Annotated in this window: 15 protein-coding genes and 1 tRNA gene; 15 read left to right on the forward strand and 1 reads right to left on the reverse strand. The window is 67.5% G+C overall.

Translation table 11 applies throughout. The features are described from left to right. Nucleotides 1-10 precede the first annotated feature (10 nt). From nusG to ACFQZY_RS10390, 15 genes are all read left to right on the forward strand, one after another. On the forward strand, nt 11-598 hold the full coding sequence (nusG, locus tag ACFQZY_RS10320; RefSeq protein ID WP_377415559.1) for a transcription termination/antitermination protein NusG: 588 nt from the start codon (nt 11-13) through the stop codon (nt 596-598). A gap of 160 nt (nt 599-758) precedes the next feature. Then, a complete protein-coding gene (gene rplK, locus ACFQZY_RS10325) occupies nt 759-1,190 on the forward strand; it encodes a 50S ribosomal protein L11 (RefSeq protein WP_377415538.1) in 432 nt (143 codons plus the stop codon). A 2-nt stretch (nt 1,191-1,192) separates the two neighbouring features. Next, nucleotides 1,193-1,888 carry a 50S ribosomal protein L1 gene (rplA, locus tag ACFQZY_RS10330; protein ID WP_377415539.1) on the forward strand — a complete coding sequence of 232 codons (696 nt, stop codon included), beginning with the start codon at nt 1,193-1,195 and terminating at the stop codon, nt 1,886-1,888. A gap of 257 nt (nt 1,889-2,145) precedes the next feature. Beyond that, on the forward strand, nt 2,146-2,658 hold the full coding sequence (gene rplJ / locus ACFQZY_RS10335; RefSeq protein WP_377415540.1) for a 50S ribosomal protein L10: 513 nt from the start codon (nt 2,146-2,148) through the stop codon (nt 2,656-2,658). A 45-nt stretch (nt 2,659-2,703) separates the two neighbouring features. Beyond that, the gene (gene rplL, locus ACFQZY_RS10340; protein ID WP_377415541.1) at nt 2,704-3,084 is read left to right on the forward strand and encodes a 50S ribosomal protein L7/L12; all 381 of its coding nucleotides are present in this window, start codon (nt 2,704-2,706) and stop codon (nt 3,082-3,084) included. 287 nt (nt 3,085-3,371) lie between these two features. After that, on the forward strand, nt 3,372-7,484 hold the full coding sequence (gene rpoB, locus ACFQZY_RS10345; protein WP_377415542.1) for a DNA-directed RNA polymerase subunit beta: 4,113 nt from the start codon (nt 3,372-3,374) through the stop codon (nt 7,482-7,484). A gap of 18 nt (nt 7,485-7,502) precedes the next feature. Beyond that, nucleotides 7,503-11,732, forward strand: coding sequence for a DNA-directed RNA polymerase subunit beta' (gene rpoC, locus ACFQZY_RS10350; protein WP_377415543.1), 4,230 nt, complete (start codon nt 7,503-7,505; stop codon nt 11,730-11,732). A gap of 83 nt (nt 11,733-11,815) precedes the next feature. Next, nucleotides 11,816-12,358, forward strand: a complete 543-nt coding sequence (locus tag ACFQZY_RS10355; protein WP_377415544.1) for a LemA family protein — start codon at nt 11,816-11,818, stop codon at nt 12,356-12,358. A 5-nt stretch (nt 12,359-12,363) separates the two neighbouring features. Then, nucleotides 12,364-13,695, forward strand: coding sequence for a 16S rRNA (cytosine(967)-C(5))-methyltransferase RsmB (gene rsmB / locus ACFQZY_RS10360; protein ID WP_377415545.1), 1,332 nt, complete (start codon nt 12,364-12,366; stop codon nt 13,693-13,695). Further along, complete coding sequence (locus ACFQZY_RS10365) at nt 13,637-14,275, forward strand: DUF4390 domain-containing protein (RefSeq protein ID WP_377415546.1); 639 nt, start codon at nt 13,637-13,639, stop codon at nt 14,273-14,275. The genes rsmB and ACFQZY_RS10365 overlap by 59 nt, the downstream gene beginning before the upstream one ends. Further along, entirely contained in the window at nt 14,272-16,575 is a 2,304-nt protein-coding gene (locus ACFQZY_RS10370) for an ATP-binding protein (protein ID WP_377415547.1), read from the forward strand. Before ACFQZY_RS10365 ends, ACFQZY_RS10370 begins: the two co-directional genes overlap by 4 nt. A gap of 41 nt (nt 16,576-16,616) precedes the next feature. Further along, nucleotides 16,617-17,345, forward strand: coding sequence for a response regulator (locus tag ACFQZY_RS10375; RefSeq protein ID WP_377415548.1), 729 nt, complete (start codon nt 16,617-16,619; stop codon nt 17,343-17,345). Between the two features lie 19 nt (nt 17,346-17,364). After that, nucleotides 17,365-17,440: transfer RNA gene (locus ACFQZY_RS10380), tRNA-Phe, on the forward strand. 175 nt (nt 17,441-17,615) lie between these two features. Next, entirely contained in the window at nt 17,616-18,062 is a 447-nt protein-coding gene (locus ACFQZY_RS10385; RefSeq protein ID WP_377415549.1) for a hypothetical protein, read from the forward strand. Between the two features lie 17 nt (nt 18,063-18,079). Next, a complete protein-coding gene (locus tag ACFQZY_RS10390) occupies nt 18,080-18,772 on the forward strand; it encodes an SIMPL domain-containing protein (RefSeq protein WP_377415550.1) in 693 nt (230 codons plus the stop codon). Nucleotides 18,773-18,788: 16 nt separating this feature from the next. Here ACFQZY_RS10390 and ACFQZY_RS10395 read toward each other — a convergent pair. Next, nucleotides 18,789-20,416: Ig-like domain-containing protein (locus ACFQZY_RS10395; RefSeq protein ID WP_377415551.1), on the reverse strand; the 1,628-nt coding region annotated here is incomplete at its 5' end.

The raw sequence follows: 20,416 nt of genomic DNA on the forward strand, positions 1-20,416 counted from the left end.
CGAGAACGACATCTCCCAAGCCGTGACGCAGGACGCTTCGGCTCCCGCCGCCAAGCCCGTCAACCCCGACCTGCGCTGGTACGTGGTCCATGCCTATTCGGGCATGGAAAAGGCCGTCGAGCGCAACATCCGCGAGCGCATCAACCGCGCCGGGATGCAGGACCTGTTCGGCGAGATCCTGGTTCCGACCGAGGAAGTCGTCGAGATCAAGAATGGCCAGAAGCGCACTTCGGAGCGCCGCTTCTACCCCGGCTATGTGCTGGTGCAGATGGTCATGAACGACGACACCTGGCACCTGGTGAAGCACACCAACAAGGTCACCGGTTTCGTCGGCGGCGCCAAGAACCGCCCGGCCCCCATCTCCGAAGACGAGGTCGCCAAGATCCTCGGCCAGATGGAAGAGGGTGTCGACAAGCCGCGCCACAAGGTGGAGTTCACCGTCGGCGAGTACGTGCGCGTCAAGGAAGGCCCCTTCACCGACTTCAACGGCACCGTCGAGGAAGTCAACTACGAAAAGAGCAAGGTCCGCGTGTCGGTCACGATCTTCGGTCGTGCCACCCCGGTGGAGCTCGAGTTCTCCCAGGTCGAGAAGACCTGAGCGTCGCCTGTCCGCCGGGTCGGCAAGACCTGGGCGGGCGCGGCCCCCGTTTCACGACCTGCGCTTTCCCGGCTCGGCGCAGGTTTCAAGAAGACAGAGCCTCAACCCCGGGGAGCCTGGCCTGACGGTCAGGCGCTACTACCCGTAAGGAGAAAAAAACATGGCGAAGAAAATCGTCGGTTTTATCAAGCTGCAAGTGCCGGCTGGTAAGGCCAACCCGTCGCCCCCGATCGGTCCTGCGCTGGGTCAGCGCGGCCTGAACATCATGGAGTTCTGCAAGGCGTTCAACGCCCAGACCCAAGGCGTCGAGCCGGGTCTGCCGCTGCCGGTGGTCATCACCGCCTTCGCGGACAAGAGCTTCACCTTCGTCATCAAGACCCCGCCCGCGACGGTCCTGATCAAGAAGGCCATCAAGCTGGACAAGGGCTCCTCCAAGCCGCACAGCGACAAGGTCGGCAAGATCACGCGCGCCCAACTGGAAGAAATCGCCAAGGGCAAGATCAAGGACATGAACGCTGCCAGCATCGACGCCGCCGTGCGCACGCTGGCCGGTTCCGCCCGTTCCATGGGCGTCACGGTGGAGGGTCTGTAATCATGGCCAAGCTGACCAAGAAGCAAAAAGCCCTGCAGGGCAAGGTCGACAGCACCAAGCTGTACGCCCTGGCCGACGCCCTGGCCATCGTCAAGGAAGCCGCCACCGCCAAGTTCGATGAGTCCATCGACGTGGCCGTGCAGCTGGGCATCGACGCCAAGAAGTCGGACCAGGTGGTCCGTGGCGCCGTCGTGCTGCCCCATGGCACCGGCAAGACCAAGCGCGTCGCCGTGTTCGCCCAGGGTGCCAAGGCTGACGAAGCCAAGGCCGCTGGCGCCGACGTGGTCGGCATGGACGACCTGGCCGCCATGGTCAAGGCCGGCGACATGCCCTTCGACGTGGTCATCGCTGCTCCCGACGCCATGCGCGTCGTGGGTACGCTGGGCCAGATCCTGGGCCCGCGCGGCCTGATGCCGAACCCCAAGGTCGGCACCGTGACCCCGGACGTCGCCACCGCCGTCAAGAACGCCAAGGCTGGCCAGGTCCAGTTCCGCGTCGACAAGGCCGGCATCATCCACGGCACCATCGGCCGTCGTTCGTTCGACGCCGACAAGCTCCAGGGCAACCTGGCGGCGCTGATCGACGCCCTGAACAAGGCCAAGCCGGCCACGTCCAAGGGCATCTACCTGCGCAAGGTGGCTGTGTCCTCGACCATGGGCGTGGGCGTTCGCGTCGACACCCAGTCCATCTCGGCGTAATCGCGAGAAGAAATTCCTGGCTGCCGGCAACGGTGGCCGGGTGTGGTGGGCTGCCGGGGACCATCCCGGAAACGGGCAGGAGCCTGGCAGGCCATCAAAGACCGCTGGCGCGCACGCGAGTGCGCTTAATCGGTGAAAGCCAGCGCAGATGGCGATCCCGCCGCAGATGGATAAAAAAATTTCCAAATACGGTTGGTCGCTGCAAGAAAGGCGTGCCGGAAGGTGCAAACCGGACGGCACATTTGAAGGAGTAGACCTTGAGTCTGAATCGCAGTGAGAAACAAGCGGTCATTGAAGAAGTGACCGGCCTCGCCGCCCAAGCTCAAACGCTGGTGATTGCGGAATACCGCGGCATCACGGTCGCCGACATGACGAAGCTGCGCAACGAAGCGCGTGCCAAAGGCGTGAACCTGAGTGTTCTGAAGAACACCCTGGCCCGCCGTGCGGTCGCCGGTTCCAGCTTCGAAGTGGTCGCCGACCAGATGACCGGTCCGCTGATCTACGGCTTCTCCGTGGACGCTGTGTCTGCCGCCAAGGTGGTGGCCGACTTCGCCAAGACCAACGACAAGCTGGTCATTCGTGGCGGCGCGTTCGCGGGCAAGGCCCTGGACGTCAACGGCGTGAAGGCCCTGGCGAACATTCCCTCCAAGGAAGTTCTGCTGGCCCAGCTGTGCGGCCTGCTCATGTCGCCCATCTCCCGCACCGCGGTGGTCCTGGGCGCCCTGGCAGCCAAGAAGGGCGAAGGCGCCGAAGCGCCCGCTGCTGCTTAAGCAAGCAGCCGCCCCTCGTAACCAACATATTTAGGAAATATCAAAATGGCATTCGATAAAGACGCTTTCCTGACCGCCCTGGACAGCATGACCGTCCTGGAACTCAACGACCTGGTCAAGGCCATCGAAGAGAAGTTCGGCGTGTCCGCCGCCGCCATGGCCGCTCCGGCCGCCGGTGGTGCCGCTGGTGGTGCTGCTGCCGCCGCTGAAGAGAAGACCGAGTTCAACGTCGTCCTGACCGACGCCGGCGCCAACAAGGTGTCCGTCATCAAGGCCGTGCGCGAAATCACCGGTCTGGGCCTGAAGGAAGCCAAGGACCTGGTCGACGGCGCCCCGAAGAACGTGAAGGAAGGCATCGCCAAGGCCGACGCCGAAGCCGCCCTGAAGAAGCTGGTGGAAGCCGGCGCCAAGGCCGAGCTGAAGTAATTCGCTCCGCGCCCGAGGCTGGAGGCTCCCCAAAGGGCCTCCAGCCTTTGGTGCTTCTGGGAAGCATCCAGAATGCACCCGCAAATGCCGCCCCGGCACCCGGAGGCCGCGGTCTTTGCGAGTGTCTTCTGACCCCGACTGCAGGAGACGCCTTGGTTCGGGCGATGTGCAATGCATCGCCGTCCGCCATGGTTGGTAGTGGCCAACCCGCCAAGCCGGTCGAGACCTGGACCACCCCAGGCCCTCGACCAGACAGTTGCGCAAGAGCTCAATAGCCCGGAGATCTCATGGCCTACTCTTACACCGAACGCAAGCGCATCCGCAAAAGCTTCGGCAGCCGCGACAGCGTGCTGGAAGTCCCGTACCTGCTGCAGATGCAGAAGGACGCCTACACCGCCTTCCTGCAGGCCGACGTCACCCCCCAGAAACGTACCGTGGAAGGCCTGCAGGCCGCCTTCGACGCCGCCTTCCCGATCGTCTCCCACAACGGCTTCGTGGAGATGAAGTTCATCGAGTACAACCTGGCCAAGCCGGCGTTCGATGTGCGTGAGTGCCAGACCCGTGGCCTGACCTTCTCCTCGGCCGTGCGCGCCAAGGTCCAGCTGATCATCTACGACCGCGAGTCCTCCACGCCTTCTTCCAAGGTCGTCAAGGAAGTCAAGGAGCAAGAGGTCTACATGGGCGAAGTGCCCCTGATGACCGACAAGGGCTCGTTCATCATCAACGGCACCGAGCGCGTGATCGTCTCGCAGCTGCACCGCTCCCCCGGCGTGTTCTTCGAGCATGACAAGGGCAAGACGCACAGCTCGGGCAAGCTGCTGTTCTCCGCGCGCATCATTCCGTACCGCGGCTCCTGGCTCGACTTCGAGTTCGACCCCAAGGACCTGCTGTACTTCCGCGTCGACCGCCGCCGCAAGATGCCGGTCACCATCCTGCTGAAGGCCATCGGCCTGACGCCGGAATCCATCCTGGCCAACTTCTTCGTCAACGACAACTTCCGCCTCATGGACAGCGGCGCGCAGATGGAGTTCGTCTCCGAGCGCCTGCGCGGCGAAGTGGCCCGCTTCGACATCACCGACAAGTCCGGCAAGGTCGTCGTCGCCAAGGACAAGCGCATCACCGCGCGCCACACCCGTGAGCTCGAGCAGGGCGGCACCACGCACATCAGCGTGCCGGAAGACTTCCTGATCGGCCGCGTCGTGGCCCGCAACATCGTCGACGCCGACACCGGCGAGATCATCGCCAAGGCGAACGACGAGCTGACCGAAGCCCTGCTGAAGAAGCTGCGCTCGGCCGGCGTGCAGGACCTTCAGGTCATCTACACGAACGAACTGGACCAGGGCCCGTACATCTCGCAGACCCTGCGCACCGACGAGACGGTGGACGAGTTCGCCGCCCGCGTGGCCATCTACCGCATGATGCGCCCCGGCGAGCCGCCGACGGAAGACGCCGTGCAGGCCCTGTTCCAGCGCCTGTTCTACAACCCGGACACGTACGACCTGTCGCGCGTGGGCCGCATGAAGTTCAACGCCCGCGTGGGCCGTGACGAGGCCACCGGCCCGATGGTCCTGACCAACGAGGACATCCTCGCCGTGGTCAAGATCCTGGTCGACCTGCGCAACGGCCGTGGCGAAGTCGACGACATCGACCACCTGGGCAACCGCCGCGTGCGCTGCGTGGGCGAGCTGGCCGAGAACCAGTACCGCACCGGCCTGGCGCGTATCGAGAAGGCCGTGAAGGAGCGCCTGGGCCAGGCCGAGCAAGAGCCGCTGATGCCGCACGACCTGATCAACTCCAAGCCGATTTCCGCGGCCCTGAAGGAGTTCTTCGGCGCGTCCCAGCTGTCGCAGTTCATGGACCAGACCAACCCGCTGGCCGAAATCACGCACAAGCGTCGCGTCTCGGCCCTGGGCCCGGGCGGTCTGACCCGCGAGCGTGCCGGCTTCGAGGTGCGCGACGTGCACGTGACCCACTATGGCCGCGTCTGCCCGATCGAAACGCCTGAAGGCCCGAACATCGGCCTGATCAACTCGTTGGCCCTGTACGCCCGCCTCAACGAGTACGGCTTCATCGAGACCCCGTACCGCCGCGTGGTGGAAGGCAAGGTCACCAACGAGATCGACTACCTGTCCGCCATCGAGGAAGGCAAGTACGTCATCGCCCAGGCCAACGCCACCCTGGACAAGGAAGGCCGCCTGACCGGCGAGCTGGTGTCCGCCCGTGAGAAGGGTGAATCCATCCTGGTCGGCGCCGACCGTGTCCAGTACATGGACGTGTCGCCCGCGCAGATCGTCTCCGTGGCCGCCTCGCTGGTGCCGTTCCTCGAGCACGACGACGCGAACCGCGCGCTGATGGGCGCCAACATGTCGCGCCAGGCCGTGCCCGTGCTGCGTCCCGAGAAGCCCCTGGTGGGCACCGGCATCGAGCGCGTCGCCGCGGTCGACTCCGGCACCGTGGTCACCGCCCGCCGCGGCGGCGTGGTCGACTATGTCGACGCGACCCGTGTGGTGGTGCGTGTCAACGACGAGGAAGCCCAGGCGGGTGAAGTCGGCGTGGACATCTACAACCTGATCAAGTACCAGCGTTCCAACCAGAACACCAACATCCACCAGCGTCCCATCGTCAAGCGCGGCGACAAGATCGCCAAGGGTGACGTGGTGGCCGACGGCGCCTCGACCGACCTGGGCGAGATCGCCATCGGCCAGAACATGCTGATCGGCTTCATGCCCTGGAACGGCTACAACTTCGAAGACTCGATCCTGATCTCCGAGCGCGTCGTCGCCGACGACCGCTACACCTCGATCCACATCGAGGAACTGGTGGTCATGGCGCGTGACACGAAGCTGGGCGCCGAGGAAATCACCCGCGACATCCCCAACCTGTCCGAGCAGCAGCTGAACCGCCTGGACGAGTCCGGCATCATCTACGTCGGCGCCGAAGTGCAACCCGGCGACGTGCTGGTGGGCAAGGTCACGCCGAAGGGCGAGACCACCCTCACCCCCGAGGAGAAGCTGCTGCGCGCGATCTTCGGCGAGAAGGCTTCCGACGTGAAGGACACCTCGCTGCGCGTGGACCAGGGCTCGCAGGGCACCGTCATCGACGTGCAGGTCTTCACCCGCGAAGGCATCCAGCGTGACAAGCGCGCCCAGCAGATCATCGACGACGAACTCAAGCGCTTCCGCCTGGACCTGAACGACCAGCTGCGCATCGTCGAGGCCGACTCGTTCGACCGTATCGAGAAGCTGCTGACCGGCCGCGTCGCCAACGGCGGTCCGCAGAAGCTGGCCAAGGGCACCAAGATCGACAAGGCCTACCTGTCCTCGATCGAGAAGTACCACTGGTTCGACATCCGCCCGGCGGAAGACGACATCGCCCTGCAGCTCGAGTCCATCAAGAACTCGATCGAGCAGCAGCGCCACAGCTTCGACCTGGCCTTCGAAGAGAAGCGCAAGAAGCTCACGCAAGGCGACGAGCTGCCGGCCGGCGTGCTGAAGATGGTCAAGGTCTACCTGGCCGTCAAGCGCCGCCTGCAGCCTGGCGACAAGATGGCCGGCCGCCACGGCAACAAGGGTGTGGTCTCCAAGATCGTCCCGGTCGAGGACATGCCCTACATGGCCGACGGCACCCCCTGCGACATCGTGCTGAACCCGCTGGGCGTGCCCTCGCGAATGAACGTCGGCCAGGTGCTGGAAGTGCACCTGGGCTGGGCGGGCAAGGGCATCGGCCAGCGCATCGGCGACCTGCTGCAGAAGGAGTCCCGCGCGGCTGAACTGCGCCAGTTCCTGGAACAGGTCTACAACGGCTCCGGCCGCAAGGAAGACCTGTCGCAGCTGTCGGACGAGGAAGTCACGAAGATGGCCCGCGAGCTGACCACCGGCGTGCCCTTCGCCACCCCGGTGTTCGACGGCGCCTCCGAGGACGAGATCCGCGCGATGCTGAAACTGGCCTACCCCGACGAGGTCGCGCAGGCCAAGGGCCTGACGCCCACGCGCACCCAGGCCTACCTGTACGACGGCCGCACCGGCGACCGCTTCGAGCGTCCGACCACCATCGGCTACATGCACTTCCTGAAGCTGCACCACCTGGTGGACGACAAGATGCACGCGCGCTCCACCGGCCCGTACTCCCTGGTCACCCAGCAGCCGCTGGGCGGCAAGGCCCAGTTCGGCGGCCAGCGTTTCGGCGAGATGGAAGTGTGGGCGCTGGAAGCCTACGGCGCTTCCTACACCCTGCAGGAAATGCTCACGGTCAAGTCCGACGACGTGCAGGGCCGTACCAAGGTGTACGAGTCCATCGTCAAGGGCGAGCACGCCATCGATGCGGGCATGCCGGAATCCTTCAACGTGCTGGTGAAGGAAATCCGCTCGCTCGGTATCGACATCGAACTGGAACGCTCCTAAGAAAAGAGGGATTGAGTCATGAAATCGCTACTCGACCTGTTCAAGCAATTCACGCCGGACGAGCATTTCGATGCCATCCGCATCGGCATGGCCTCGCCGGAGAAGATCCGTTCCTGGTCCTTCGGTGAGGTGAAGAAGCCCGAGACGATCAACTACCGCACCTTCAAGCCCGAGCGCGACGGCCTGTTCTGCGCGAAGATCTTCGGCCCCATCAAGGACTACGAGTGCCTGTGCGGCAAGTACAAGCGCCTGAAGCACCGCGGCGTGATCTGCGAGAAGTGCGGCGTTGAAGTCACGCAGACCAAGGTGCGCCGCGAGCGCATGGGCCACATCGACCTGGCCGCGCCCTGCGCCCACATCTGGTTCCTCAAGTCCCTGCCGTCCCGCCTGGGCCTGGTGCTGGACATGACCCTGCGCGACATCGAGCGCGTGCTGTACTTCGAAGCCTACGTGGTGACCGACCCCGGCATGACTCCGCTGAAGAAGTTCAGCATCATGTCCGAGGACGACTACGACGCCAAGCGCAAGGAATTCGGTGACGAGTTCATCGCCAAGATGGGCGCCGAGGGCATCAAGGACCTGCTCGAAGGCATCGACATCGACCTCGAGATCGAGAAGCTGCGCGGCGACCTCACCGGCTCCGAAGTCAAGGTCAAGAAGAACGCCAAGCGCCTGAAGGTCCTCGAGGCCTTCAAGAAGTCCGGCATCAAGCCGAACTGGATGGTGATGGACGTGCTGCCCGTGCTGCCGCCGGACCTGCGTCCGCTGGTGCCGCTGGACGGCGGCCGCTTCGCGACCTCCGACCTGAACGACCTGTACCGCCGCGTCATCAACCGCAACTCGCGCCTCAAGCGCCTGCTGGAACTCAAGGCCCCCGAGATCATCGCGCGCAACGAAAAGCGCATGCTCCAGGAAGCCGTCGACTCCCTGCTGGACAACGGCCGCCGCGGCAAGGCCATGACGGGCGCCAACAAGCGCGCCCTGAAGTCCCTGGCCGACATGATCAAGGGCAAGTCCGGCCGCTTCCGCCAGAACCTGCTGGGCAAGCGCGTCGACTACTCCGGCCGTTCGGTCATTACCGTGGGCCCGACCCTCAAGCTGCACCAGTGCGGCCTGCCCAAGCTGATGGCGCTGGAGCTGTTCAAGCCCTTCATCTTCTCGCGCCTGGAAGCCATGGGCATCGCCACCACCATCAAGGCGGCGAAGAAGGAAGTGGAATCCGGCACCCCCGTGGTGTGGGACATCCTCGAAGAGGTCATCAAGGAGCACCCGGTCATGCTGAACCGGGCGCCCACGCTGCACCGCCTGGGCATCCAGGCCTTCGAGCCGATCCTGATTGAAGGCAAGGCCATCCAGCTGCACCCGCTGGTGTGCGCGGCGTTCAACGCCGACTTCGACGGCGACCAGATGGCCGTCCACGTGCCGCTGTCGGTGGAAGCGCAGATGGAAGCCCGCACGCTGATGCTGGCCTCCAACAACGTGCTGTTCCCCGCCAACGGCGAGCCCTCCATCGTGCCGTCTCAGGACGTGGTGCTGGGCCTGTACTACACCACCCGTGAACGCATCAACGGCAAGGGCGAAGGCATGGTCTTCGCCGACGTCGCCGAAGTGCAGCGCGCGCTGGACGCCGGCGTGGTCGAACTGACCGCCAAGATCGCCGTGCGCCTGGTCGAGTGGACCAAGGACAAGGCCACCGGCGAGTTCGTGCCCAGCACCTCGCTGGTCGACACGACCGTGGGCCGTGCCCTGCTGTCCGAAATCCTGCCGAAGGGCCTGCCGTTCTCCAACCTGAACAAGGCCCTGAAGAAGAAGGAGATCAGCCGCCTGATCAACGCCTCCTTCCGCCGTTGCGGCCTGAAGGAGACCGTGGTCTTCGCCGACAAGCTGCTGCAGAACGGCTTCCGCCTGGCCACCCGCGCCGGCATCTCGATCGCTATCGACGACATGCTGGTGCCGCCGCAGAAGTCCGAGATCATCGGCCGCGCCGAGTCCGAGGTGAAGGAGATCGAGCAGCAGTACGTCTCCGGTCTCGTGACCGCTGGCGAGCGCTACAACAAGGTCGTGGACATCTGGGGCAAGGCCGGCGACGAAGTGTCGAAGGTCATGATGGCCCAGCTGGCCAAGGAAAAGACCACCGACCGCAACGGCAAGGAAGTGGAGCAGGAGTCGTTCAACTCCATCTACATGATGGCCGACTCCGGCGCCCGCGGTTCCGCCGCCCAGATCCGCCAGCTGGCGGGCATGCGCGGCCTGATGGCCAAGCCGGACGGCTCGATCATCGAGACGCCCATCACGGCGAACTTCCGTGAAGGCCTGAACGTGCTGCAGTACTTCATCTCCACGCACGGCGCCCGTAAGGGCCTGGCCGACACGGCGCTGAAGACCGCGAACTCCGGCTACCTGACCCGCCGACTGGTCGACGTGACCCAGGACCTGGTCGTGACCGAAGAGGACTGCGGCACCGCCGACGGCTCGCTGATGCGCGCCATCGTCGAGGGTGGTGAAGTCATCGAGTCGCTGCGTGACCGTATCCTGGGCCGTGTCGCGGCCGAGGACGTGCTGCACCCCGAGAACCGCTCGGTCATCGTGCCCGCCGGCAATATGCTGGACGAGGACGCGATCGAGGAGCTCGAGGCTGCCGGCGTCGACGAGGTCAAGGTCCGCACCGCGCTGACCTGCGCCACCCGCTTCGGCCTGTGCGCCAAGTGCTACGGCCGCGACCTGGGCCGCGGCGGCCTGGTGAACACCGGTGAGGCCGTGGGCGTGATCGCCGCGCAGTCGATCGGTGAACCCGGCACGCAGCTGACCATGCGTACCTTCCACATCGGTGGTGCCGCCTCGCGCGCCGCCATCGCCTCCAGCGTGGAAGCCAAGTCCAACGGCGTCATCGGCTTCAACAGCACGATGCGCTACGTGACCAACAGCAAGGGCGAGCTCGTCGTCATTGCCCGTTCCGGCGAGATCGTCATCCATGACGAACACGGCCGCGAGCGCGAGCGCCACAAGGTGCCGTACGGCGCGACCCTGGCTATCAAGGCCGACCAGACCATCAAGGCCGGCACCGTGCTGGCCAACTGGGACCCGCTGACCCGACCCATCATCACGGAATTCGCCGGCAAGGTGAAGTTCGAGAACGTGGAAGAGGGCCTCACCGTCGCCAAGCAGGTGGACGAGGTCACCGGCCTGTCGACCCTGGTCGTGATCGACCCGAAGCGCCGCGGCTCCGCCAAGGTGGTGCGTCCGCAGGTGAAGCTGATCGACGCCAACAACCAGGAAGTGAAGATCCCGGGCACCGACCACTCGGTGACCATCGGCTTCCAGGTGGGCGCGCTGATCCAGGTGCGCGACGGCCAGGACGTGGGCCCCGGCGAAGTGCTGGCCCGTATCCCGATCGAAGGCCAGAAGACCCGCGACATTACCGGCGGTCTGCCCCGCGTGGCCGAGCTGTTCGAAGCCCGTTCGCCCAAGGACAAGGGCGTGCTGGCCGAGATGACCGGCACGGTGTCGTTCGGCAAGGAGACCAAGGGCAAGATCCGCCTGCAGATCACCGATCCGGAAGGCAAGGTCTGGGAAGAGCTCGTGCCCAAGGAAAAGAACATCCTGGTGCACGAAGGCCAGGTGGTGAACAAGGGCGAATCCGTGGTCGACGGCCCGGCCGACCCGCAGGACATCCTGCGCCTGCTGGGCATGGAAGAACTGGCCCGCTACATCGTCGACGAGGTGCAGGACGTGTACCGACTCCAGGGCGTGAAGATCAACGACAAGCACATCGAGGTGATCGTTCGCCAGATGCTGCGTCGCGTGGTCGTCGAGAACCCGGGCGAGTCCGGCTACATCGCCGGCGAGCAGGTCGAGCGCTCCGAGATCCTCAACACCAACGAGGCGCTCCAGAAGGACAACAAGATCCCCGCGACCTACAGCAACCTGCTGCTGGGCATCACCAAGGCCTCGCTGTCGACCGACTCGTTCATCTCCGCGGCTTCCTTCCAGGAAACCACGCGCGTGCTGACCGAAGCGGCCATCATGGGCAAGCGTGACGAGCTGCGCGGCCTGAAGGAGAACGTCATCGTCGGCCGCCTGATCCCGGCGGGTACCGGCATGGCCTACCACCAGGCCCGCAAGGTCAAGGACCAGATGGACGAGGCCGAGCGCCGCGCCATCGCCGAGGCCGAAGCCACCGAGCTGGCCGGCACGGCCGATGCCGAGGGCGTGCTGCCCGAGGCTGGCGAGGGTTCCGCGGCCGAGTAATCGCACCGCGCCTTCCTGAGGAACGCCCCGTGCCGCCCGGCCCGGGGCGTTCTTCTTTGGCGGCTTGGTAAGCTCGCCGGTCCATGACGACTCTCCTGATGTGGCTCCTGCCGGCCGTGCTCCTGTTCTGGAGCGTGGGCGCCTACAACCGGCTGGTGCGCCTGCGCGGCGAGGTGAAGTCCGCATTCGCGAGCGTCGAGGCCGAGTTCCAGCGGCACCTGCAGCTCGCGCAGGACCTGCCGCCCGACGACGGCGAGGACCCGGCCCGTGCGCGCGGCAGCGCGCCGGTCTGGGCCCAGGTCCGTGCTGCCACCGACCAGCTCGCTTCCACCCTCGCCGGCGCCCGCGCCCGGCCGCTCGACCCCCAGGGCATCGAGGCCCTGCGCACCGCCACCGACGTCCTCGCCATGGCCTGGGACCGCGCCGAGCGCGAAGATGCGCACGACCTCGGCGGCCCGCGCCTGCCCGAGACCCATGCCGCCGTGCGGGCCCAGGTGCTGGCCCAGGTCCAGGCGGCCACCCAACAGTTCAACGACGCCGTGACCCGCTACAACCGCGCCATCGCGCAATTCCCCGCCGTGCTGCTCGCCTGGGTGTTCGGCTTCCGGGCCGGGACGGCCCTGTGACCGCCGTGACCGCGAACCGAACCCTCCCGCTGTGGCGCCTGCTGCAGGCCGCCGCCTCGGTGGTCCAGGCCGTGCGCGACGGCACCTCGGCCACCCCGGCCCTGGCCGCCGTTCCCGGCGAGCTGCGTCCCGGCGCCCAGGCCCTGGTGTTCCAGGCCCTGCGCCAGCTCGGCCGGGCGCAGGCCCTGCGGGCCCAGCTCGCCCGCCGCCCGCCGCCGCCCGCGGCCGACGCGCTCCTGTGCACCGCCCTGGCCCTGGCCTGGGACCCGGCGCAGGCACCCTATGAGCCCTTCACCCTGGTGAACCAGGCGGTCGAGGCGGCCAAGCGCCAGCGCGCCACGGCCGGCCAGGCCAGCTTCATCAATGCCTGCCTGCGCCGCTTCCTGCGCGAGCGCGACGCGCTGGTGGCCGCCACCGAGGCCGACCCGGTCGCCCGCTGGAACCACCCGCGCTGGTGGATCGAGCGCCTGCGCCGCGACCACCCGGACCGCTGGGAGGACATCCTGCGCGCCAACAACCGCCAGCCGCCGATGGCCCTGCGGGTGAATGCGCGGCGCGCCACGCCCGAGGCCCTGCAGGCCCGCCTGGCCGGCGCGGGCATCCCGGCGCAGCGCTTCGGCGCGTACGGCCTGCAGCTCGAGCGGCCGCTGCCGGTGCACGAGATCCCGGGCTTCGACGAGGGCGCCCTGTCGGTGCAGGACGGTGCCGCCCAGCTCGCGGCGCCGCTGCTGCTGCACGGCCTGCCCGCCGGCGGCGCGCCGCGCCTGCTGGATGCCTGCGCGGCGCCCGGCGGCAAGACCGCCCACCTGCTGGAGCTGTCGGACGGCGAGGTCACCGCGCTGGACGTGGACCCGGCGCGCTGCGAGCGCATCCACCAGACCCTGGGGCGCCTGGGCCTGAAGGCGCGGGTGCTGGCCGCCGACGCAGGCGCGCCCGCGGCCTGGTGGGACGGCCAGCCCTTCGACGCCATCCTGCTGGACGCGCCCTGCACCGCCTCGGGGATCGTGCGGCGCCATCCCGACGTGCGCTGGCTGCGCCGCGAAGCCGACATCGCCGCCCTGGCCGCCATCCAGGCCCGGCTGCTGGCCACCCTCTGGCCGCTGCTGCGACCCGGCGGGCGGATGCTCTATTGCACCTGCTCGGTCTTCAAGGCGGAGGGGGAGGCCCAGGCCGGAGCGTTTGTTGCGCACAACACCGACGCGGTTTTGCTGCCCGCGCCCGGCCATTTGCTGCCCCAAACCGGGGAGACGGGCGCGACCGTCCCGGACAATTGCCCGGGTGACCACGACGGTTTCTATTACGCCCTGCTGGAAAAGCGCCTGGCGCCGCGGCCTTGACCGCGCGCGGCTGCTGGCCGCCGCCGTCCTGTGCCTGCTGGCCGTCCTGGCGGGGCCGGCCCGGGCCACCGAGATCAGCGGCCTGCGGGTGGAGCGCACCCCCGAGGGCCTGATGGTCGCCGCCCAGGTGCACTTCGACCTGCCCCAGGGCGTGGACGAAGCCCTGCAGAAGGGCATTCCCCTGTTCTTCGTCACCGACGCCGTGCTCCTGCGGGACCGCTGGTACTGGTACGACAAGGAGGTCTCCGCGGCCAGCCGCTACATGCGCCTGTCCTACCACCCGCTCACCCGGCGCTGGCGGCTGCTCGCCGCGTCCAGCCCGATCGGCAACGCCGGCCTCTCGCTGGGCCAGAACTTCGAAACGCGCGACGAGGCGCTGGCCGCGGTGCAGCGCATCTCCGGCTGGAAGATCGCCGACGCCGGCGACCTCGAGCCGGACCAGCGCTACAGCGTGAGCCTGCGCTTCCGGCTCGATGTCTCGCAGCTGCCGCGCCCCTTCCAGATCGGCGTGGTCGGCCAGGCGGACTGGAACATCGCGACCAGCCGCTCGCTGCGCCTGCCGGCCGAGATCGCGCGATGAGCACCGATCCGGCCTCGTCCTCCCCGGGCACCGGTGGCGGGCGCCGCGCCCCGCAGGTGCGCAATGCCCGAACCTACCGCTGGGCCGTGGGCATCGGCGCCAGCACCATGGTGGCGATCGGCATCGTCCTGCTGTTCCTGCTGGCCCAGGCCACCAACAACCGCGAACTCTACGAGCGCAACTACGGCCGCCTGTTCATCGTCAACATGGTGGTCGCCGCCATCCTGCTGGGCACCATCGGCTGGATGGGCCTGCGGCTGTGGTCCCGGCTGCGTGCCGGCAAGTTCGGCAGCCGGCTGCTGATCCGGCTGGCCATGATCTTCGCCCTGGTGGGTTTCGCGCCCGGCTTGCTGATCTACGTGGTGTCCTACCAGTTCGTCTCGCGCTCGATCGAGAGCTGGTTCGACGTGAAGGTCGAGGGTGCGCTCGACGCCGGCCTGAGCCTGGGCCGCTCCACGCTGGACATGCTGTCCAACGACCTGGCCCTCAAGACGCGCATCGCCGCGGCGCAGCTCGCCGACGCGCCCGAGGGCTCGCCCACGCTGCTGCTCGAGCGCCTGAAGGACCAGCTCGGCGCCACCGACATCTACCTGTGGAGCGCTTCCGGCCAGCTGGTGGCCAGTGCCGGCCAGTCGCGCTTCCAGCTCGCGCCGGAGCGGCCCACGCCCGCCCAGCTGCGCGCGGTGCGGACCCAGCGTTCGGTGGCGGTGATCGAGGGCCTGGAAGAAGGCGGCACCGCCGCGCTGAACAACGCCCGCATCCGCGCCCTGGCCCTGGTCTCGCCGCCCAGCCTGGGCCTGCTCTCGGAGACGCGGGTCCTGCAGGTCACGCAGGCCCTGCCGGCCACCCTGGTCGCCAATGCCATCGCGGTGCAGGAGGCCAACCGCGAGTACCAGGAGCGCGCCCTGGGCCGCGACGGCTTGCGGCGCATGTACATCGGCACCCTCACGCTGGCGCTGTTCCTCTCGGTCTTCGGCGCGGTGCTGCTGGCCGTGGTGCTGGGCAACTCGCTGGCGCGGCCGCTGCTGCTGCTGGCCGCCGGCGTGCGCGAGGTGGCGGCGGGCGACCTCAGCCCCAAGCCCGTGCTCCAGGGCAAGGACGAACTCGGCGGCCTGACGCGCTCCTTCGCGCAGATGACCCAGCAGCTGGCCGATGCCCGCAGCGCGGTCGAGAAAAGCATGTGGCAGGTGGACGCGGCCCGTGCCAACCTGCAGACCATCCTGGACAACCTCACCGCCGGCGTCATCGTGCTCGATGCGCAGGGCCGCATCCTCTCGGCCAACCCGGGCGCCACGCGCATCCTGCGCGCGCCGCTGGCGGCGTACCAGGGCCAGCCCCTGGCCGGCGTCGAGGGCCTTGAGTCCTTCGGCCGGGCCGTGCAGGCGCAGTTCGACGAGTACCACACCGAGCGGCTGCAGCACGGGCTGGACCACTGGCAGCAGTCCTTCGAGCTGCAGGCGCCGCAGCCGGGCGCGCCGGCCTCGACCCACGCGGTGACCCTGGTCGTGCGCGGCGCCGAGATGCCCGCCGACACCGGCGGCGAGCCGGTGCACCTGCTGGTGCTGGACGACATCTCCGAGATCGTCTCCGCGCAGCGCGCCCAGGCCTGGGGCGAGGTGGCACGGCGCCTGGCGCACGAGATCAAGAACCCGCTCACGCCAATCCAGCTCTCGGCCGAACGGCTCGAGATGAAGCTCGTGGACAAGGTGGCCGACCCCGAGCGCGCGGTGTTGACCAAGAGCGTGCGCACCATCGTCGACCAGGTCGACGCGATGAAGCGGCTGGTCAACGAATTCCGTGACTACGCGCGCCTGCCCACGGCCGACCTCAAGCCGGTGGACCTCAACGCCCTGGTGGGCGACGTGCTCCTGCTCTACGCCCGCGAGGCCGGGCAGGCGGGCCACGGTGCGCCGGTGCAGGTGGAACTGGACCCGCAATGCCCGCCCATCTCGGGTGACGCGCAGCAGCTGCGCCAGGTCATCCACAACCTGCTGCAGAACGCGCAGGACGCCACCGAGGGCCGCGAGGTGCGCGAGGTGGTGGTGCGCACCCAATGGAACGAGACCAACCGGCGGGTGCGCCTGCTGGTGCAGGACTCGGGCGCGGGTTTTCCGGAGCACATCCTCAAGCGGGCTTTCGAACCCTACGTGACGACGAAGTCCAAGGGCACGGGGCTGGGGCTGGCGGTGGTCAAGAAGATCGCCGACGAGCATGGGGCGCGCATAGACCTCAAGAACCGTGTCCGCGATGGCGAAATCCTGGGGGCCCAAGTCTCGCTATCATTCACAGTTGCGGTCTAACAACACCGCCCCGGCCGGCCGCGCGGGGTGCTGGTAGGAACATGGCAAACATCCTGGTCGTTGACGACGAGCTCGGCATCCGAGACTTGCTATCCGAAATCCTCAACGACGAGGGCCACCATGTCGAACTGGCGGAGAACGCGGCCGAGGCCCGCGCCATCCGCCAGCGCATGCGCCCCGACCTGGTCCTGCTGGACATCTGGATGCCGGACACCGACGGCGTCACGCTGCTCAAGGAGTGGTCGACCTCCGGCCTGCTGTCCATGCCCGTGATCATGATGAGTGGCCATGCCACCATCGAGACCGCGGTCGAGGCCACGCGCATCGGTGCCCAGGCCTTCCTCGAGAAACCCATCACCCTGCAGAAGCTGCTCAAGGCGGTGGAGTCGGGGCTGAACCGCAACGTCCCCGCTGCCGCCCCGGCGCCGGCGCGCCGCCCGGGGGTGCTGGCGTCCCCGTCGGTCGCCGCGCCGGTGGTGCACTACGTGACCACGACCGAACTCACCGTCGAGGCCGCCATGACCGGGGGGCAGAGCCTGCCCGCGGTGACGGAGATGGGCCCGCAGTCGCGCCAGCTGTTCGAGCTGGACAAGCCGCTGCGTGATGCGCGTGACGAGTTCGAGAAGTGCTATTTCGAATTCCACCTGGTCAAGGAGGGCGGCTCCATGACTCGCGTGGCCGAGAAGACCGGCCTGGAGCGCACGCACCTGTACCGCAAGCTCAAGCAACTCGGCGTCGACCTGTCGCGCGGAAAACGCGGCGGGAATTGATGTATACTCGCTGTCTCACGGCCCGGTAGCTCAGTTGGTAGAGCAGCGGATTGAAAATCCGCGTGTCGGTGGTTCGATTCCGCCCCAGGCCACCAGATTCAAGCGCCCGACAGTTCTCTGTCGGGCGTTTTTGTTTGTGCTCGGCCCGCTGGCGAGTGGCGAATGGCAGCTGCGCGGTGTTACCGCTCGACACCACGCTTTCGCGCCAGACGTATTCAATCCAATGTGCTCATCCGTTAGGGAGGAAAACCCAACAAGGAGCCCACCGGAATGAAGGCCATCGTTACCCTGGCTTGCGCCGTCGCCACCCTGGCCCCCGTGGCCGCGCGGGCGACCGATGTCGGCGTGAGCGTCCAGATCAGCCAGCCTGGCGTGTATGGCCGCATCGACATCGGCCGCTACCCGCAGCCCGCCATCATCCTGCCGCAGCCCGTGGTCATCGTGCCGCCCGGCCCGGCGTACGTCGTGCAGCAGCAGCCCGTCTACATGTGGGTGCCCCCGGGGCACCGCAAGAAGTGGAGCAAGCACTGCCACCAGTACAACGCCTGCGGCGTCCCTGTCTATTTCGTGCGGCATGACTGGTATGACAGCCACGTCCGCCACCCGCACCCGGGCGCCTATGGCCCGGGCGACCACCGCCGTGACCGCGGCGACCGGGACGACAAGGGCGGGCGTGGCCGGGGCCATGACCGCGACCATGACCGGGACCGTCGCTGACGCCGCGGGAGCCGCCCGTGGCGAAACAGCTTCTCCGTGTGATCGCCATCGCCGCGGCGATGGCGCTGGGTCCTGCGGCCTCCTGGGCCGGGCCTGAACTGCACCTGGAGGCCCAGGCGCGCAGCCTGGTCGACAACGACCTCATGGCGGTGACCCTCGGCGTCGAGCACGAGGGGCCGCGGACCCAGGAGCCGACCCAGCGGGTGCTGGCGGCCCTGCAATCTGCCGCGGCGCGCGCCCGGGCCGTGCCGGGCATCGAGGTGCGCCTCGGCTCCGTCAACACCCAGCCGGTGTGGGGGCCGAAGGGCCGCACCGGCCAGTGGGTGGTGAGGGGCAGCGTGACGCTCACCTCCACGCAGCAGGCGGCGCTGGGGCAACTCGCCTCGGAGCTGGCCTCGGAGCTGCAGGTCCATGGCGTCCATTTCTCGCTCTCGCGTGCGCGCAGCGACGAGGTGGAGGCGCAGCTCATGACCGAGGTGGCCGCGGCATTCCGGCGCAAGGCCCAGGCCATGGCGGGCGCGCTGGGGTTCAAGGACTACGCCGTCAAGGCGGTCACCCTGTCCCAGGCGGGCGGCGCGGTGCCGCCGCGCCCGGTCGCGGTGCAGCGCGCCGCGGCGGCCGCTGTCGATGCCGCCGTCGTGCCCATTCCTGCGGAAGGGGGCAGGACCGAGGTCGTCCTGACGCTGGGGGGCGCGGTCGAACTGCGGTGAGCGGCGCGCGGCGGGGTCAGGACGGCAGGACGAAGGAGATGCTGCCGGCCAGCCCGCTGGTGTCGGCCACGCCCACCAACACCACCGAGCCGCCGGGAACGGAGATCAGCAGGTCGTTGCCGGTGTCGGTGACGTACTTGGTGACGAAGTCGGCGGCGGTGAGGGTGCTGGGGAACATGTCCACGAAGTGGAGCATGTCCTGGCCCTTGACGAAGCCGGTGAGGCGGTCGGCGCCGAGCTGGGGTTCGAACACGAAGTGGTCGTTGCCCAGGCCGCCAATCATGGCGTCGTTGCCCTTGCCGCCGGACAGAACGTCGGCGCCGTCATCGCCGTTCAGGGTGTCGTTGCCGCTGTCGCCGAACAGGTAGTCGATGCCGTCGCCGCCCGAGAGGAGGTCGTCGCCGTTGCCGCCGTAGAGGGCGTCGGTGAGCTTCCCGCCACTGAGGTTGTCGTTGCCGTTGCCGCCTTGGAGGACATCTTCATTGTCCGAACCGACGAGGATGTCGGCGCCGTTGGTGCCAGTCAGGTTCTTTCCCTTGTCGGAGGTGGAGCCGATGATGGTGACGGTGATCGTGTTGGAGTCCGTCATGCCGGACTGATCGCGGACCGTGTAGTGAAGCTCCACTGACAGCTGCTGCGTAGACATCATCCAGTTGAGTTCGGCTGCCGGGGTGAACAGGGCGGACTTGCCGTCGCTGGAGATCGTCAGTTGGCTGGTGAGGCCGGCGATGTTGACCGCTTGTTTGGTCACCGGATTGGTCAGCGTCGTAGCGGTCCCCCCCGTGCCCCAGGAATAGTGGGATGCCGTGACGCTGACAAGGGTCAGGACATTGCCCGCGTCAGGGTCTGTCGCGTACTCCTGGGCGAGGGGGATCAGGAGGGGGGCGTTCTCCACCGTGGAAACAGTTCCCCCCTTGGCTTCTGGCGCCTCATTGATGTCGATGATTCCCAGCGTCACGGCCCGCGTGGCCACATTGCCCGCGGCATCGACGGCCTGGACCGTGAAGGCGTAGCTGGACTTGGTTTCGAAGTCCGCGTTCTCCAGGAGGGTCACTGCGCCGGTTGCTGCATCGATTGCGAACTTCGCGGCGTCGTCGCCCAGGCCAGCAGCCAGAGAGAAGTTGACGCCGTGCAGGTCCGATGCTTGGGCGGTGTGGACCACGGCCGACAGCGGGCTGTTCTCCGGGATGGATGCAGTCGTAGAGGACGAGAACTGGGGGAGGGTGTTGTCGATCACGACCTCCAGCACGTTGGAGATGGCATCGTTGTCGGCGGCGTCGGTGACGACGGCGCGATAGCGGTAGTTGCCATCGGCCAGGGCGCTCTGGGCGGCGGTGGTCGAGGTCCAGTCTCCGTTGTTGAAGGAGACCTGGTAGACGACGTTCGCCGTGGACTCATGACCGGCCAGCGAGAGATTGAACGCGTTGTCCTGAGTGATGTCGATGGGATCGTCGCTGCCGGTGTCGGTCAGGTCGGTGAAGCTCAGGACGCCCGGAGCCGGATCGGTGTTGTCGATGACGACCTCCAGCACATTGGAAGTGGCATCGTTGCCTGCGGCGTCGGTGACGACGGCGCGGAAGCGGTAGTTGCCGTCGGCCAGGGCGCTCTGGGCGGCGGCGGTCGAAGCCCAGTCGCCGTTGTTGA

Source organism: Ramlibacter sp. GCM10027632, assembly GCF_042675325.1.
GTDB lineage: Bacteria > Pseudomonadota > Gammaproteobacteria > Burkholderiales > Burkholderiaceae_C > Ramlibacter.